Origin of the sequence: Rathayibacter sp. VKM Ac-2754, from assembly GCF_009807095.1 — a bacterium.
In the GTDB taxonomy this organism is placed as follows: Bacteria; Actinomycetota; Actinomycetes; order Actinomycetales; family Microbacteriaceae; genus Rathayibacter.
In genome coordinates this window covers 62,136-77,857 of the sequence record NZ_WUCC01000006.1, presented here as the reverse complement: position 1 = coordinate 77,857, position 15,722 = coordinate 62,136, and the positions used below count along the sequence as shown (strand labels likewise).

Genomic DNA, 15,722 nt, shown 5'->3' with positions numbered 1-15,722 from the left:
GCTAGCGTGGAGGCATGAGCGCCTCCTCGACCGACGCCCGGCGTCGGCGGGGAGGCGCTTCCGTTCTCGCCGCGCTCCTCGCCGCCCTCCTGCTCACGGGAGCGACCGATCTGACGGCGACGGCGGCTCCCGAGCCCGAGCCCACGAGCATCCGGATGTGGACGGACCTCGCCGGCGGAGTGGACGGCTCGGGCTTCGACGCCGGGGACATCGTGTCGGACGAGGTGTTCTTCGACGGTCAGGCCCTCGGACCGCTGACCGTCCAGGCGTTCCTCGACGCGCGGGTCCCGGAGTGCGAGGGCACCGACGTGCCGTGCCTGCGCGACTACGCGGAGGACACCGGCGACGTGGCCGCGGACGAGCAGTGCGCCGCGTACCGGGGCGGGCCGAACCGCTCCGCCGCCGAGATCATCGGATCGGTGGCCGTCGCCTGCGGCGTGAGCCCCGCGGTGCTCCTCGTCCTGCTGCAGAAGGAGCAGTCGCTCGTGACCGACGCGTCGCCGAGCGAGCGCCAGTTCCGCAGCGCGACCGGCTACGGCTGCCCCGACACGGCCGACTGCGACAGCGACTACTTCGGGTTCTTCGGCCAGGTCTATGGAGCCGCCTGGCAGTTCCAGCGCTATCGCAACCCGGACAGCAGCTTCGACTGGTACCCGGTGGGCGAGACGAGCGAGATCCAGTACTCGCCCGACGCGACCTGCGGGACGGCTCCGGTGCTGATCGAGAACGCGGCGACCGCGGGTCTCTACTACTACACGCCGTACCAGCCGAACGCGGCGGCGCTCGAGAACCTCTACGGAGAGGGCGACGCCTGCTCCGCCTACGGCAACCGCAACTTCTGGCGCATCTTCAGCAACTGGTTCGGCGACCCGCGCGCGGGGGAGTGATCAGGCGGCGACGGGCGCCTTCGGCCGCAGCCGCTTGACCGAGACGCCGGCGAGCTCGCCGAGCTCGGCCATGCTCGCCGCACCGTGGCGCCGGGCGGCGTGCACGACGATCGCGGCGCACGCCTCCGCGTCGGCCGAGGCGTCGTGGTGGCGGAAGTCCTCGAAGCCCGCGGCCATGGCGACGACGGGCAGGCGGTAGGAGTCGAGCTCGTAGGTCTTGCGGGCGAGCTGGAGCGAGCAGAGGTAGTCGTACTCGGGGTGCTCGAGGGCGGTCGCGGCGCAGGCGGCGCGGATGACTCCCATGTCGAAGCCGGCGTTGTGGGCGACGAAGACGTCGTCTCCCGCGAAGGCGACGAGATCGGCGAACTGCTCGCTCCAGGTGGCGGCGGCGTGCACGTCGTGCTTGCGGATGCCGTGGATCCGCGTGTTCCACTCGAGGAAGTCGTCGAAGCCGTAGGGCGGGCGGATCAGCCAGCCCGCGCGGTCGACGATGTGGCCGTTCCGGACCTTCACGAGCCCCACCGAGCAGGCGGAGGCCCCGTGGGAGTTGGCGGTCTCGAAGTCGATGGCGGTGAAGTCGATGGGCACGCCTCACCCTCTCACGCACCTCCGACGCCGCCGTCCGCGGCACGCGGCCCCGCGTAGGATGGTCGCCCGTGGCTCTCACTATCGCAATCGTCGGACTCCCCAACGTCGGCAAGTCGACGCTCTTCAACGCGCTGACCAAGAACACGGTGCTCGCCGCGAACTACCCGTTCGCGACCATCGAGCCCAACGTGGGGGTCGTGAACCTGCCCGACTCCCGTCTCGAGGTGCTCGCCGGCATCTTCGGCTCCGAGCGCATCCTGCCGGCGCCCGTCTCGTTCGTCGACATCGCCGGCATCGTGCGCGGCGCCTCCGAGGGGGAGGGGCTCGGCAACAAGTTCCTCGCCAACATCCGCGAGGCCGACGCGATCGCCCAGGTCATCCGCGGCTTCGAGGACTCGGACGTCGTGCACGTCGACGGCAAGGTCGACGCGGCGAGCGACATGGAGACGATCAACACCGAGCTGGTGCTGGCCGATCTGCAGACCCTCGAGAAGGCCGAGGCGCGGTACGAGAAGGAGCTGAAGGGCCGCAAGATCGAGCCGATCGTGGTCGAGACCGCCAAGAAGGCGCGCGAGTTCCTCGATCAGGGCAAGCCGCTGTCGGCGTCCTCGATCGACCTCGAGCCGATCCGCGAGCTGGGCCTGCTGACCGCGAAGCCCTTCATCTACGTGTTCAACGTCGACGAGGCCGTGCTGACCGACGACGCGCGCAAGGGCGAGCTGGCCGCGCTCGTGGCGCCCGCGCAGGCGATCTTCCTCGACGCGAAGCTGGAGTCGGAGCTCATCGACCTCGACGCCGCCGACGCCGCCGAGATGCTCGAGTCGACCGGCCAGACCGAGTCGGGCCTGAACCAGCTCGCGACCATCGGCTTCGACACCCTCGGGCTGCAGACCTACCTGACGGCCGGCCCGAAGGAGACGCGCGCCTGGACGATCGGCAAGGGCTGGACGGCTCCGCAGGCGGCCGGCGTGATCCACACCGACTTCCAGAAGGGCTTCATCAAGGCCGAGATCATCTCGTTCGACGACCTGGTCGAGACGGGCTCGATCGCGGAGGCGCGCGCGAAGGGCAAGGCCCGCATCGAGGGCAAGGACTACGTGATGCAGGACGGCGACGTCGTGGAGTTCCGCTTCAACGTGTAGCGGTCCCGGACCGACGCCGACCGCGGACTAGGTGCTGTTCGGGGGGTGCGCACCCGGCTCGGCCCGGCCCGCGTTCCTCCGTCGCACTGACAGGATGACGGATGTCACCTCCGTCAATGCCCCGGATCGGAGCAGCGGGCGCGTGATGCGGCAGCTGCGCGAGTCGGAGGGCAGCCGACGTGCGCACGGCAGGACCGCGCCTGCATCACCCCCAGTCCGTCTCGACGGGCGGAATGGACACCATGGATCCGGCTCCCCTCTCCCGACGGAGCATCGTTCGCGCAGCCGCGTGGACGACGCCGATCGCAGTAGCGGCCGTCGCCGCCCCCTCGGCAGCGGCCTCCGACGCCGCCCTGGAACTCCTGGTCGACCTGTCGATCGAAGTGCCCGAGGACCCGATCGACGGCTCCCGCAACCTGTACGCCGCGATCGGCCGACTCGACGGAGAGCCCTTCTCGGAGCCCTTCACCGGTCGCGTCGTCGTCCTGATGTCGGCTCTCGTCGGGGAGGACCGCGCCGATCTCGACGGGTTCGGCGTCATCTACGGCGAGGGCTGGGGCTATCAGAACCTGTCGGGCCGAGTGCTCCTGACGTGGGAGGGCACGGTCTCGGGATACGACCGAGCCGAAGGATTCCTGACGAACGACGACGGGGCGGGATTGAGACTGCGTGACGACGACTCCGGTGTCGACACCCGGATGCGCTACGAGCCGATGGTGGAGTCCGGTGAGGCGACGGCAGTCGTGCTGGGTCCGCGCAACGTGCAGTGGGGCCCTCCCGCAGACTGACCCGATCCGGCTCGCAGGATCAGCGGGGGTGGAGGTGCACGGGTCGGTTCAGCAGATCGCCGATGATCCAGCTCGAGAGGCCCACGAGGACCGAGATCCCGACGACCACCCACGCGCAGGAGCCGTCCCACCAGCGCGATCGACTCCCGGTCGGCGTCGTCGCTGTATCAGCCGGCCGGTGCGGCTCGTTCGTCGTCCACCGGGCCCCGTCCTCTCGGCGCGTCGAGTCCACGAGGGGCCGCAGAGGCGTCGTGCGCGGGGCCGCGGCCCTCGACACTCCAGAAGCGAGCGGCGGTGCTGTTCTGGGGGTACGTGGGCGCGCGGATCCGCCGTCGGGGGCGACCGCCCGCTGACAGGATGAGCGAGCACCCCCCCTTCACGACGCGACCCGCAGCCGATCGCGTCGTTCCGCCTTGCCGCGGGGCCACGCCTCCGCAGCTTCCCGACGACCGGAGCACCTGTGAACCGCGACATCTCCTCCGCATCGCCGTCGATGCCGACCCGCCGTTCCCTTGTGCAGGCCGCGGGGTGGACGGCGCCGATCGTGGTCGCCGCGGTGTCGGCGCCGGCTGCCGCCGCGTCGACCCCTGCGCCCAGCCTCCTGGTCTACTGGACGTTCGTCGAGGCCGAGTTGAAGGTCGGAGAGTCGACCGCCATCCAGTTCGGTGCTGTGCTCACCGAGGGGGAGGTGTTCACCGGCTCCTTCTCGTTCCTCGCCTCCGCCTACACCGACCCGGACGAGGTCCTCGCGACGATGACGGGGGTCGGCGACATCGGCGGCGACCCCGGCTGGAGCTACACCCAGGTCGGGCCGGACCTCCTCCTCTCCTTCACGGGCTCCTTCGACGCGAGCGCCGCGACCACCGGGTACCTCGGCGACTCCGGCACCGGGAGCCGGGTCGACATCGACACCGATGGCAGGTACGTCGACACCTTCACCAGGACGGTCCTCGTCACGAGTCCCGAGGGGGTCGAGGTCGTCGTCTCGGAGCCGGAGCAGGCGTACTGGGGAACGGACGGAGAAGGAGCGCCGGACGACGGCGGCGACCCGTCGACCGCTCCGACCCTCTCGGTCAGCTGGGGCCTCTACGACTCCGTCCTCCCCGTCGACGGGACGACCAGCCTGGATGTGACGTTCTCGGTCGCCGAGAACACCGAGTTCACGGGGTCGTTCACAGCGTCCCTCTCCGCGGCGGTCGGTCCCGAGGCCGGCCGCGCCGCGTTCAGCGCTTACGGAGACTTCGACCGGGAGGGTTGGACCTGGGAGACCCAGTGGCCCGACCTGGTCGTGACGTGGAGCGGGACGATCGCTGTCGACGAGACGATCACGGCGACGCTGACCGGTGAGAGCGCCGGCGTCGCGGTCGACACCAGCGGGCAGTACATCGAGACGGAGGTGGGGGCGACGATCACGACGGAGTCGGACGCTCTTGTCGAGATCACGTCTCCGCCCGGGATCTTCGTCTGGGGGTCGGACGGAGACGGTGCACCGCAAGAGGAGGAGCCGAGTGACGGCGAACCGGGGAACGAGGAGCCCCTCGACGGGGAGCTGGGCTGACCACTGCTGTCGGAGCGCCGGGTCCTCCGGAGCGATCGCGACGAGGTCCTCCATCGCTCCCGATCCGCTCGACAGCGGCACCACGGCGGGCGATCCCGCCCCGCGCCGGCGACGACTCGGAGGCGATCGCCCCCGTGATCGACCGGCGCACGTGGCGGGCATGACCTCGGTCCATCGGGGCGGGGTCCTCCAGGACCTCCACCAGACGATGGTGCACGGCACGGCTGTCGGGACGTGACAGGCGTCCACGCTGGAGAGACGCGCTCGTCGACCGAGTCCGGGGTACGGCAGAGCGTCGGGGGGCCCGGATCCCGCACCGCGTGCTTCGTCGGAGGCGGGAGGAGCCGGCGTCCGGATCGACGGCGATGCGGCCCTGTCCGAGCACAAGCGGGCACGGTGTGCAGCTCTCCTCGACCGTCTCGGGCAGTAGCGCCTCCCCTCGGAGTGCCGGGCCTCCGAAAGACCGGGATGCGAGCGTCAGTCGAGCAGGTCTCCGATGATCCAGCTCGAGAGGCCGACGAGAGTCGCGATGGCGACCACGACCCAGGCGATGACGCGGCGGGTCGAGCGGCTGATCGCCTCCGAGGTGCGCGAGGAGCGGCGCAGCGGGCGGACGTACGCGGCGGGCACCTCGTAGCGCTCTGCGGCGGGCACCAGCGCCGGCAGCGTCACCGCGGGCCCGTCGACCCAGTGCGCGGGCAGCTCCGAGGCGCGCGCTGCCTGGAGCGTCAGCTCGGCCTTCAGGGGCGAGCTGCGCAGTGCGGCGTAGGCCGTCGCCGTCAGCCCGAGCCCCTCCAGATGGCGGACGGTGGGCGCGAAGTGCGGCGAGGTGCCGGGCGAGAGCTCGCCGACACGGGCGCCGTGCAGTCGCACCTCTATCAGGTCGCTCGGGAGCAGGTGCAACGTCACCAGGACCAGGGCGCGGCCCTCGACGATCGCGGTCAGCTGAGCGAAGTGCTCGTCCTCGCGCTGCACCTGCAGCCCGCGGCCCCAGGGCAGCACGGAGTAGCGCGACGTCGGGGGCTCGTTGACCGGCACCACGAGGTCGGGCACCGGCAGAGCGAGTCGGAGGGACGCCCGCAGCCCCTGCTCGCCGCGCTCGACCCGGAGGCGCGCGCCCGTCACGGGGACGACTCCGCTCGCGACGATCCGGTCGATAGCGGGCCGGTAGGCGGTCGCGTCGGGGAGGTAGCCGATCACGCGGCCCCGCGTGCGGATCGAGATCGCGGGGGCTCCAGTGGGATGGTCGGGCTCGGGGACCAGCTCGACCTCGAGCGACTCCTCGACCACCTCGGCGGCGCGCAGGGGCCTACCGAGGACGTCGGCGATCTCCTCGATCCGCTCGGCCTCGTCGATCGCGTCGACGGTCGGGGTGCCGTCGGCGTTCGGGAGGCGGAGGACGGGACGCGACTCGGCGCGCGACGGCGGGCGATCGGCGGCGGGCATGCGGTCCTCGGTCCACCGGGTGCCGTCCCACCAGCGCATCGCCGCGCCCTCCGGATACCAGCCCGCCGGAGCGCGTCGATCCTCGTCCACCGGCTCCCCGTTCTCTCGGCCGATCGAGTCTACGAGGCGCTTGAGGGCACATCCGATTCAGCGAAAGTTGCGGTAGTCGCGTGCGACTACCGCAACTTCTGAGGAAGTTGCGGTAGTCGCGTGCGACTACCGCAACTTCTGAGGAGTCGAGGGCTCAGAGCGCCGGGTCGTCCTCGGCCGCGTCGTCCGGCGCGATCGCCGCGCGCTGCTCGACGGCGCCCGCGCAGGGCCTCGTCGACTGCTCCGCGACCGAGGTCGCGTCGATGAGACCGCGGACGTAGTGCGCGTGGCCCCGGTTGATCGGGTCCGGATCCTCGAGGACCTCGGAGAGTCGGCGGAGCGAGGCACGGGTCGCGAGGCTCGACATGGCGTTCAGGCTAGGGCCCCCCGAGCGGGGACGGTAGAGGCGATCCGCGCCAGACCCCCCCGCCTAGGCTCGGGGGCATGACCCGACTCGATAGCGCCGTCGTCCTCGTCCTCGGAGCCTCCGGTGGGCTCGGCCGGCTCATCGCCGACGAGCTGGAGGCGCGCGGCGCCCGAGCCGTCCGCTCCGGACGAGACGCGGACGCGCTGGGTTCCGAACCGCTGGTCGCCGATCTGCGCGGCGAGGAGGCTCCGCGGCGGCTGATCAGCGAGGTGCTGGCGCGGCACGGTCGTCTCGACGGCGTAGTGGTCGCCTCCGGTGTCGTCGCCTTCGGCCCGTCGACCGAGCTCGATCCCGCGGTGCTCGAGGAGCTCGTCGAGGTGAACGCACTCGCACCGATCCGGCTGCTGACGGCCGCCTTCGAGGCGCTGTCGCAGTCGGCGACGGCCGGGCGCGAGCCGTTCGCGGTCACGATCAGCGGAGTGGTCGCCGAGGCTCCCACCGCCGGTCTCGCCGCGTACTCCGCGTCGAAGGCCGCCCTGTACTCGTTCGTCAGGGCGTCGGCGCGTGAGTACAAGCGGGCGGGCGTCCTGCTGCTCGACGCTCGGCCCGGCCACACCGAGACGGAGCTGTCGACGCATCCGCTCGCCGGCTCGGCCCCGAGGTTCGGCGCTGGGCACTCGCCGGCGTCGGTCGCCGGCCGCATCGTGGACGCGATCGAGGCCGGCGAGACGGACCTGCCGCCCGCCGCGTTCTGACGCCGGCGACCAGAGGTGTGGAGGTGACGAGCGGCGCTCCTCCACAGCGGGCGATGAACGGGAGCCGTCCCCACGCGGGGCGGATTCGCCGATGCGGCCGCGCTCTGCTCGGCAGGATCGGCGGATGGGAATCAGATACTACGCATACGCTTTCGACGCCGATCGGACCGAGGCGGCACTGGCCGATCCACGGAGCGTGATCGGCGACGATCCGCTGGCGGATGCCTGGGGCATGCCCCACGGTGCTGCGATGGCGGTCACGAACTTCGAGCAGTCCTTGCCGGAGCGGGACATGGTCCACCTGGACAAGGCCTGGTCGCCGTTGCAGGCGCTGACCGCTGCTCGAGCGCCGGGCGGGACTCCGCGCCCGGCCCACCGGATGTTCGAGGGCCGGGTGACGCCGAACGGGTACGGCTGGATTCCGTGGATGCGGGCTCTCGTGCCCGAGGAGATCGCGGAGATCGCGGACGACCTCGTCGAGCTGCAACAGGTGTTCGACGCCGGAGATCCGACGAAGGACGACGCGGAGTACATCTCCCGCTTCCTCGACAGAGCAGTGAGATTCACGACCGAGGTGGCTCGGTCGAAGCGCGGACTCGTCTACTACATCGGCTAGCGACGCTCAGGCCGTGGCGAACCGCTTCGCCGAGCGCTCGCGCGCCTTCGCCGCCTCGACCTCGCGGTCCTTCGGCGGCACCGTCGCCACGAGGTCCTCGAGGAGGTGACCCGTGACGTGCGCGATCTCGGCGACGGCGCGGTCGAACGCCTCCTGATTCGCCTTCGACGGCTTGGTCGTGCCGCTGATCTTGCGCACGTACTGGAGTGCGGCGGCCTGCACCTCCTCGTCGCTCGCGGAGGGCTCGAAGTTGTGAAGAGTGTGGATGTTCCGGCACATGCGACGAGGGTACGTCCGGCCGCCCACATCCGCGAGGGACACCCGCCGTTCACCGGCGCGTCGCCCGCCGGCTCTAGCGTCTCTGCGTGCCTGCCTTCTCCGACTCCTCTCCGCAGCCCCTCTCCGCGCTTCACCCCGAGACCGAGCTGATCCCCACACCCGAGCTCCTGCGCACGCTGACTCCCGAGGACGCCCGGGATCTCGTCGTGCTCGACGAGGACGACGACGATCCCGTCCTGCTCCGCCGCGACGGCACGCAGATCGACACCTGGCGCGAGGGCTACCCCTACGACGAGCGGATGTCGCGCGAGGAGTACGAGGCGGGCAAGCGCCTCCTGCAGATCGAGCTGCTGAAGCTGCAGAACTGGATCAAGAAGAACGGCCGCCGGCTCGTGGTCGTCTTCGAGGGGCGCGACGCCGCGGGCAAGGGCGGCACGATCAAGCGCTTCACCGAGCACCTCAACCCGCGCGGAGCCCGCGTGGTCGCGCTCGAGAAGCCGACCGAGCGCGAGGGCACCCAGTGGTACTTCCAGCGCTACGTCTCGCACCTCCCCGCCGCGGGAGAGATCGTGCTGTTCGACCGCTCCTGGTACAACCGCGCCGGCGTCGAGCGCGTGATGGGGTTCTGCACGCCGGAGCAGTACGACGAGTTCATCCGCCAGACCCCGCTGTTCGAGAGCATGCTCACGGGCGACGGGATCGACCTGGTCAAGCTGTGGTTCTCGGTCTCGGCGGAGGAGCAGCGCACGCGCTTCACGATCCGCATGATCGACCCGGTGCGGCAGTGGAAGCTCTCGCCGATGGACCTCGCCTCGCTCGACAAGTGGGGCGACTACACGGCGGCGAAGGAGGCGATGATGGCCGCGACCGACACCTCCGACGCGCCGTGGACGATCGTCAAGAGCAACGACAAGAAGCGCGCGAGACTCGAGGCGATGCGCTACGTGCTGAGCCTCTACGAGTACGACGGCCGTGACGACGAGGTCGTCTCGCCGCAGGGACCGGACCCGCTGATCGTCGGCTCCGCGTCCGAGGTCTACGAGCGCGGCGAGCACGTCGCGACGGCACGGTAGTGCCGGCCGGGGGGCGGCGGTACGACAGGGGGGAGCGCGGAGTGGAGGACAGGGAGCACGGCCTCGACCTGCCCGGCGTGCATCTGCGCTGGCTGGCACTGGAGGAGCAGAGTCTCGACGCCGAGTCGCTGCTGCCTCTCCTGACGGCGCTCGAGTGCGAGCGCTACCGGAGCACGGTGTCGGCCGCGATCGCGGAGCGCTTCGTCTTCGGGCGGGTGCTGCTGCGGCTGCTGGCGGCCGAGCTGACGGCCGGGGATCCGACCGCGATCAGCGTGGTGGCGCGCTGCGCGAGCTGCGGAGGGCCGCACGGCCGCCCGGCACTCGAGGGGCCCGATGCGGCGCTCGCACGGCTGTCGGTGAGCATCGCGCACTGCGCCGGTGCCGTCGTGGTCGCGGCGAGCAGCGCGGGGACCGTCGGCGTCGACATCGAGCCGGTCGAGGGGCCGGCCGATCGGGGCGCCCGCATCACGCAGGTCGCCGGGGCGCCGTTCTCGATGGGAGCGATGCGGCCGGCCGACCCGATCCTGCACTGGACGCGGGTCGAGGCGGCGCTGAAGGCCGACGGCCGCGGGCTCGAGGTCGACCCGCGCCGGGTCCGGATCCACGAGTCGCGTCTGTCCGCGGAGGCGCGGATCGACCAGGCGCGCTACCGGCTGGCCGAGCCGCAGCTCGACCCGGCGTTCCGCGTGAGCGTCGCGCTCGGGCCGATCGAGGGGCGGAGCGTCGGGCCGATCATCGGCTGGCGCCGCGAGGACGCCGATGCGCTGGCGGAGTCGCTGGTGCCGGCGGGCGGCCGTTAGCAGGCGTCAGCGAGCGGTCGGCAGCGCGGGCAGCGCCTCGTCGAGCAGCCACGCGTCGAGCAGGTCGTCGACGCCGTCGGTCAGCTCGGCGCAGAGCTCGCGGAAGTCCTCGTCGGTGACGGTCGCGGAGGCGTGCCGTGACGCCCACGCGCGCAGCAGCGCGAAGAAGACGGCGTCGCCCACCCGGAGGCGCACCGCGTGCAGCGTCAGCGCACCGCGCTTGTAGACGCGGTCGTCGAAGAGCGCGACCGGGCCGGGATCGCCGAGCACGAGGTCCTGCGGCTGGGAGCGCAGGAGCGCGTGGTGGCGCCGGGCCAGCGTGTCGGCGGACGGGCCGCCCGACTCCTCCGACCACAGCCACTCGGCGTAGCAGGCGAAGCCCTCGTTGAGCCAGATGTGCCGCCAGCTCGCGATGCCGACACTGTTGCCGAACCACTGGTGGGCGAGCTCGTGCGCGATCAGCCGCTCCGAGCCCCCGCGGCCGTCGGCGTGGTTCGCGCCGAAGATCGCCATGCCCTGCGCCTCGAGCGGGATCTCGAGCACGTCCGCCGTGACGACCACCGTGTAGCGGGCGAACGGGTAGGGGCCGAAGACGCGCTCGAAGAAGGCGATCATGTCGCTGAGCGGAGCGAAGTCGCGGGCCACCCGGAGGGCCAGCGCGGCCGGGCGGGCGATGCTCACCGCGACTCCCGCCAGGATGCGGTCCTCGATGACGTAGCGGCCGATCTGCACCGAGGCCAGATAGGTCGCGGTCGGCTCGCGCTGCTCGTAGAGCCACGTCCGCCGGCCCGAGCGCCCGCTGGTCTCGAGGAGCACGCCGTTCGCGAGGGCCGAGTAGCCCTCCTCGGCGGTGATGCGGATCCGGTACGGCGCCTTCTCGGCGACGTCGTCGTTGCAGGGGAACCAGGTTGACGCGCCGGAGGGCTGCGAGGCGACGAGCACGCCGTCGGCGAGCTCCTCCCAGCCCAGCTCGCCCCAGTGGCTGACGCGTGGCCCGGGGTGGCCGCCGTACTCGATCTCGAGCACGAACGACTCGCCCGCCTCGAGCGGCTCGGCGGGCGTGATCCTCAGCTTGTGCGCCGTCTGCTCGGTGCGCGCCTTGCGCCCGGCGACGCGAGCGCGGGTCACCCGCAGGCGGCTCAGATCGAGTGAGAAGCGGCGCAGCGGCTGCAGTGCGACGATCTGCAGGGTCGCCCGAGCGGCGAGCCGGTTCGTCGCGACCCGGTAGTCGAGGTCGAGGTCGTACGACTCGACGCGGTAGCCGGTGTTGCCGATACCGGGGAGGTACGGGTCGCCGGCGGTCTCGAGTCCTGTCTGCGCGGGGCTCACGCGACGGGCGCGTGGTAGTCGCCGACGCGCACGTCGCGCCACGGTCCGATGGGGTTGCCGCTCCAGCGGCTGCCGGCGGGCACGAGCTCGCCGCGCATGACCAGGGAGGCGGGCCCGACCGTGCCGTGCGCGGCGATGCGCGCCGCGGGCAGGATCACGCTGTGCGGGCCGAGGGTCGCACCGGGGTCGAGACTCACGAGATCCATGCTCATGATTCGATCATGGAACAGGTGCGTCTGCACGACGCAGCCCCGGTTCACGGCCGCTCCGTCGCCGAGTTCGACGAGATCCGCCTCCGGGAGCCAGTAGCTCTCGCACCAGACGCCGCGCCCGATGCGCGCGCCCAGGCTGCGCAGCCACCAGACGAGCGCGGGAGTGCCGGCCGCCGCGTGGGCGAACCAGGGAGCGGCGACCATCTCGGTGAAGGTGTCTGCTAGCTCGCTGCGCCAGACGAAGGACGACCAGAGCGGATGCTCGCTCGGCCGCACGCGCTGGATCAGCAGCCACTTCGCCGCCGTCGAGACCGCCGCGGCCACCGCGCCCGCGACCAGCAGGACCAGGCCGCCGAGCAGGGTCGTCACGATCGCACCGACCGTCTGCACCAGCGCGAGCAGGCTCACGACGACTCCGAAGCCGATCGCCACCGAGACGACGACCGGCACGAAGCGCAGCAGCTCCCAGACGATGCGGGCGATGCGGAGCCGCGTGGCGGGGCGGAACGTGCGCGCCGACTCCGCCTCGACCACGGTCCGTCGCAGGCGCACCGGAGGCGAGCCCAGCCACGACGAGCCGGCCTTCGACTTGCGCGGTGCCGACGAGAGCACGGCGACGAGGCCGCCCGCGGGGACGGTGTGCCCGGGGGCCGCCATCCCCGAGTTGCCGAGGAACGCGCGCTCGCCGATCTCGGCGCGGGCCAGCCGCATCCAGCCGCCGCCGAGGGCGTAGGAGGCGACCAGGGTGTCGTCGGCCAGGAACGCGCCGTCGCGGATCGTCGTCATCGCGGGCAGCAGAAGCACGGTCGAGGCCTCGACGTCGCGGCCGACCTTCGCTCCGAGCAGGCGCAGCCAGACCGGGGTGAACAGGCCGGAGTAGAGGGGGAAGAGGAGCGTGCGCGCCTGATCGAGCAGGCGCTCGGTCGACCAGACCTGCCAGCCGATCCGCCCGCGCACGGGGTAGGTGCCGCGGTCGACGCCGAGCCCGAGGAGGCGGACGAAGGCAACGACGAGCGCGGCGAGCACGAGGCCGGTGACGAAGACGGCGGGGACGAGTGCGGCGAGGGCGCGCGGCACCGCCTCCGCGAGACCGCTCGATCCCTGCGTGACGATCGCGACGACTCCGGTGCCCGCGCCGAAGGCGAGGACTGGGACGGCGGCGAGACCGACGGCTGAGACGCCGTACGCCCACACCCAGGCAGTGCGCTTCGGCGGCCGCTCGGCGGGGAAGCCGGCATTGGCCTTGCCGAGGCGCTGGGCGGGGGAGCCGCCCCAGCGCTGACCGGCGGGCACGCGGCCGAAGACGGCCGAGCCGGCTTCGATCTGCGCGTTCTTGCCGATCCGGGCGCCGGGGAGCAGCGTGCTCCGAGCGCCGACGGTGCTGCCGGCGCCGACGCGCACGGCGCCGACGCGGACGACGTCGCCGTCGATCCAGTAGCCCGAGAGGTCGACCTCGGGCTCGATCGCGGCCCCGCGACCGAGTGTGAGCATGCCGGTCAGCGGCGGGAGCGAGTGCAGGTCGACGTCGTCGGCGATGCGGGCCCCGAGCGCGCGGGCGTAGTAGGCGACCCAGGGCGCTCCGGCGAGGCTCACCGCGCCGAGCTGGTGCGCGATCTGCTCCGCCAGCCAGAGCCGGAGGTGCACCCCGCCGCCGCGCGGATGATCGCCGGCGCGCACGCCGCGCAGCAGCAGCCGGGCCGCGACGACGGTGAGGCCCATCCGCCCGAACGGAGTGCAGAACAGCGCGAAGGCGGGGATCAGCACGGCGAGCCAGACGGTGGGCAGCCAGTCGAAGCCGGGCAGCAGGTCGAGGATCGCGGTCACCGTGAGGATCGCGGTCAGCCAGCGGGCGCTGCCGAGGACGAGCAGCGGGGCGCCGAGGAGGGTCTGCAGCACGCGCATGCGGCGGGGGACCGGGGCGATGCGGTGGTCGGAGACCTCGGAGAGTCCGGTCGCGCGGCCGGTGATCTCGGACGCCATCGCTGCGAGCCGCGGGTGGGCGTAGACGTCGGCGACGGTGAATTCGGGATCGCGCTCGCGGATCCGCGCGACCAGCTGCGCCGCCGCGAGGGAGCCGCCGCCGAGATCGAAGAAGTTGGCCTTCTCGTCCACGGGGACACCGAGCACCTCGCGCCAGCGCGCGGCCAGCCAGGCGGTCTCGGGGTCGAGGGCGGAGTCGTCCTCGGTACCGCCCTCGAGCGGCCACGGCAGCGCGGCGCGGTCGACCTTGCCCGACACGCGCGTCGGCAGTTCGGCGACGACCGCCAGGAGGGGTACGAGAGCGGCCGGCAGCTCCTCTCGGAGCCGCGCGAGCGCCGCATCCCGGTCGAGTGCGCGCCCGTCGGGCAGGGCGAGGTAGCCGACGAGCACCTGGTTGCCTGCGCTCGTCGTGCGGACGGCAGCGGCGGCTCCGGCGACTCCGGGAAGCGCCTGGAGGGCGGCCTCGACCTCGCCGAGCTCGATGCGGCGGCCGCCGAGCTTGACCTGGTCGTCGGCGCGGCCCTGGAAGACGAGCCCGGCGCTCTCGAACCGCACCAGGTCGCCCGAGCGGTAGGCACGGTCCCAGCCGAGGGTCGGAGCCGGGGCGTACTTCTCGGCGTCCTTGGCGGCGTCGAGGTAGCGGGCGAGCCCGACTCCGCCGATCACCAGCTCGCCGACCTCCCCCTCGCCGACGCGCGCGCCCTCGGCGTCGACGACGGCGAGGCGCCAGCCGTCGAGGGGGAGGCCGATGCGCACCGGACCCTCGCCGCCGAGCGGGGCGGCGCAGGCGACGACGGTGGCCTCGGTCGGACCGTAGGTGTTCCAGACCTCGCGGCCGTCGACCGCGAGGCGCTCGCCGAGCTCGGGCGGGCAGGCTTCGCCGCCGAAGATCAGCAGACGCACGTTCTCGAGCGACTCCGCGGGCCAGAGGGCGGCGAGGGTCGGGACGGTCGAGACGACCGTGATGCCGTGGGTGGTCAGCCACGGGCCGAGGTCCATGCCGCTCCGCACCAGCGAGCGCGGGGCGGGCACCAGGCAGGCGCCGTGGCGCCAGGCGAGCCACATCTCCTCGCAGGAGGCGTCGAAGGCGACCGAGAGACCCGCCAGCACGCGGTCGCCCGGGCCGAGCGGCTCCTGCTGCAGGAAGAGCCGCGCCTCGGCGTCGACGAAGGCGGCGGCCGACCGGTGGGTGACGGCGACGCCCTTCGGGGTGCCGGTCGAGCCCGACGTGAAGATGATCCAGGCGTCGTCGTCGAGGGTGGGCGGCTGCAGCAGCGGGATCGAGGCCGTGCTGGGGTGCGGCGCCGAGCCGGCGAAGAGGCGGGTGGGCTCGCCCTCGCTCCGTTCGAAGCGCCCCGAGCCGGTGATGACGCCGACGACGGCGGCCTCGCCGAAGACGAGCTGCGCCCGCTCCTCCGGGTCGTCGGCGTCGACGGGCACGTAGGCGGCGCCGGCGGCGAGGATCGAGAGGATCGCGAGGTACAGCTCGCGGGAGCCGCTCGCCATCCGGACGCCGACCCGATCACCGCGGCGGACTCCGGCGGCGGTGAGCTCGCCGGCCGTGCCGACGACGCGGGCCAGGAGCTCCCGGTAGCTCAGCGCACCGGCCGGGTCCTCGAGGGCGGAGGCGTCGGGGTGCCTCTCCGCGGTGTCGCGGAGGACGTCCACCAGCGTCCGCGGAGGCGTCGCGAGCGCTCCGGCGTCGAGGAGGTCCTGAGGATTGCCGGTGCTCGTTCCACCCACGTGTCGTCTCCGTTCCGGACCCGCGATCCGACGCGGCGACCGGGGCGTCACCGTAGAGCGGCCCGGTGT

14 protein-coding genes are annotated in these 15,722 nt (G+C 72.4%); 8 read left to right on the top strand and 6 right to left on the bottom strand.

Features of this window, described 5'->3' with window-relative positions; translation table 11 throughout:
- The first annotated feature begins 14 nt into the window (after positions 1-14).
- Complete coding sequence (locus GRS92_RS11650) at positions 15-887, top strand: hemagglutinin (protein ID WP_159856477.1); 873 nt, start codon at positions 15-17, stop codon at positions 885-887.
- Here GRS92_RS11650 and GRS92_RS11645 read toward each other — a convergent pair whose 3' ends face one another.
- Positions 888-1,475, bottom strand: coding sequence for an exonuclease domain-containing protein (locus tag GRS92_RS11645; protein WP_159856475.1), 588 nt, complete (start codon positions 1,473-1,475; stop codon positions 888-890).
- A gap of 68 nt (positions 1,476-1,543) precedes the next feature.
- Between GRS92_RS11645 and ychF the strand changes: the two genes are divergently transcribed.
- From ychF to GRS92_RS11630, 3 genes are all read left to right on the top strand, one after another.
- Positions 1,544-2,617, top strand: coding sequence for a redox-regulated ATPase YchF (ychF, locus tag GRS92_RS11640; RefSeq protein WP_159856473.1), 1,074 nt, complete (start codon positions 1,544-1,546; stop codon positions 2,615-2,617).
- A 242-nt stretch (positions 2,618-2,859) separates the two neighbouring features.
- On the top strand, positions 2,860-3,405 hold the full coding sequence (locus tag GRS92_RS11635) for a hypothetical protein (RefSeq protein WP_159856471.1): 546 nt from the start codon (positions 2,860-2,862) through the stop codon (positions 3,403-3,405).
- 460 nt (positions 3,406-3,865) lie between these two features.
- Entirely contained in the window at positions 3,866-4,963 is a 1,098-nt protein-coding gene (locus GRS92_RS11630) for a hypothetical protein (protein ID WP_159856469.1), read from the top strand.
- A gap of 477 nt (positions 4,964-5,440) precedes the next feature.
- On the opposite strand, the gene GRS92_RS11625 is transcribed toward GRS92_RS11630, so the two are convergent.
- Positions 5,441-6,499, bottom strand: a complete 1,059-nt coding sequence (locus GRS92_RS11625; protein WP_159856467.1) for a DUF2510 domain-containing protein — start codon at positions 6,497-6,499, stop codon at positions 5,441-5,443.
- Positions 6,500-6,653: 154 nt separating this feature from the next.
- Positions 6,654-6,866 (bottom strand): hypothetical protein, encoded by a 213-nt coding sequence (locus tag GRS92_RS11620; RefSeq protein WP_159856465.1) that lies wholly within the window; start codon positions 6,864-6,866, stop codon positions 6,654-6,656.
- Positions 6,867-6,943: 77 nt separating this feature from the next.
- Here GRS92_RS11620 and GRS92_RS11615 point away from each other — a divergent pair, with 77 nt between their 5' ends.
- Positions 6,944-7,621, top strand: coding sequence for an SDR family NAD(P)-dependent oxidoreductase (locus GRS92_RS11615; RefSeq protein WP_159856463.1), 678 nt, complete (start codon positions 6,944-6,946; stop codon positions 7,619-7,621).
- A gap of 91 nt (positions 7,622-7,712) precedes the next feature.
- Positions 7,713-8,237 carry a hypothetical protein gene (locus tag GRS92_RS11610; RefSeq protein ID WP_235021975.1) on the top strand — a complete coding sequence of 175 codons (525 nt, stop codon included), beginning with the start codon at positions 7,713-7,715 and terminating at the stop codon, positions 8,235-8,237.
- Positions 8,238-8,243: 6 nt separating this feature from the next.
- Here the strand turns inward: GRS92_RS11610 and GRS92_RS11605 are convergent, their stop codons facing one another.
- Positions 8,244-8,516: a DUF2277 domain-containing protein gene (locus GRS92_RS11605; RefSeq protein ID WP_159856459.1), complete on the bottom strand. Its 273-nt coding sequence runs from the start codon at positions 8,514-8,516 to the stop codon at positions 8,244-8,246.
- A gap of 146 nt (positions 8,517-8,662) precedes the next feature.
- Between GRS92_RS11605 and ppk2 the strand changes: the two genes are divergently transcribed.
- Positions 8,663-9,589 carry a polyphosphate kinase 2 gene (ppk2, locus tag GRS92_RS11600; RefSeq protein ID WP_159856940.1) on the top strand — a complete coding sequence of 309 codons (927 nt, stop codon included), beginning with the start codon at positions 8,663-8,665 and terminating at the stop codon, positions 9,587-9,589.
- Between the two features lie 41 nt (positions 9,590-9,630).
- Positions 9,631-10,389: a 4'-phosphopantetheinyl transferase family protein gene (locus GRS92_RS11595; RefSeq protein ID WP_204162389.1), complete on the top strand. Its 759-nt coding sequence runs from the start codon at positions 9,631-9,633 to the stop codon at positions 10,387-10,389.
- A gap of 6 nt (positions 10,390-10,395) precedes the next feature.
- On the opposite strand, the gene GRS92_RS11590 is transcribed toward GRS92_RS11595, so the two are convergent.
- Positions 10,396-11,718, bottom strand: coding sequence for a M1 family metallopeptidase (locus GRS92_RS11590; protein ID WP_204162092.1), 1,323 nt, complete (start codon positions 11,716-11,718; stop codon positions 10,396-10,398).
- Positions 11,715-15,653 carry a Pls/PosA family non-ribosomal peptide synthetase gene (locus tag GRS92_RS11585; protein ID WP_235021974.1) on the bottom strand — a complete coding sequence of 1,313 codons (3,939 nt, stop codon included), beginning with the start codon at positions 15,651-15,653 and terminating at the stop codon, positions 11,715-11,717. Before GRS92_RS11585 ends, GRS92_RS11590 begins: the two co-directional genes overlap by 4 nt.
- Positions 15,654-15,722: the final 69 nt, after the last annotated feature.

Bases quoted from the DNA above. Each gene is read 5' to 3' on its own strand.
- GRS92_RS11610 (WP_235021975.1), top strand. From the start codon at position 7,713: ATGCGGCCGCGCTCTGCTCGGCAGGATCGGCGGATGGGAATCAGATAC.
- GRS92_RS11635 (WP_159856471.1), top strand. From the start codon at position 2,860: ATGGATCCGGCTCCCCTCTCCCGACGGAGCATCGTTCGCGCAGCCGCG.
- GRS92_RS11620 (WP_159856465.1), bottom strand. From the start codon at position 6,866: ATGTCGAGCCTCGCGACCCGTGCCTCGCTCCGCCGACTCTCCGAGGTC.
- GRS92_RS11615 (WP_159856463.1), top strand. From the start codon at position 6,944: ATGACCCGACTCGATAGCGCCGTCGTCCTCGTCCTCGGAGCCTCCGGT.
- GRS92_RS11650 (WP_159856477.1), top strand. From the start codon at position 15: ATGAGCGCCTCCTCGACCGACGCCCGGCGTCGGCGGGGAGGCGCTTCC.
- GRS92_RS11605 (WP_159856459.1), bottom strand. From the start codon at position 8,516: ATGTGCCGGAACATCCACACTCTTCACAACTTCGAGCCCTCCGCGAGC.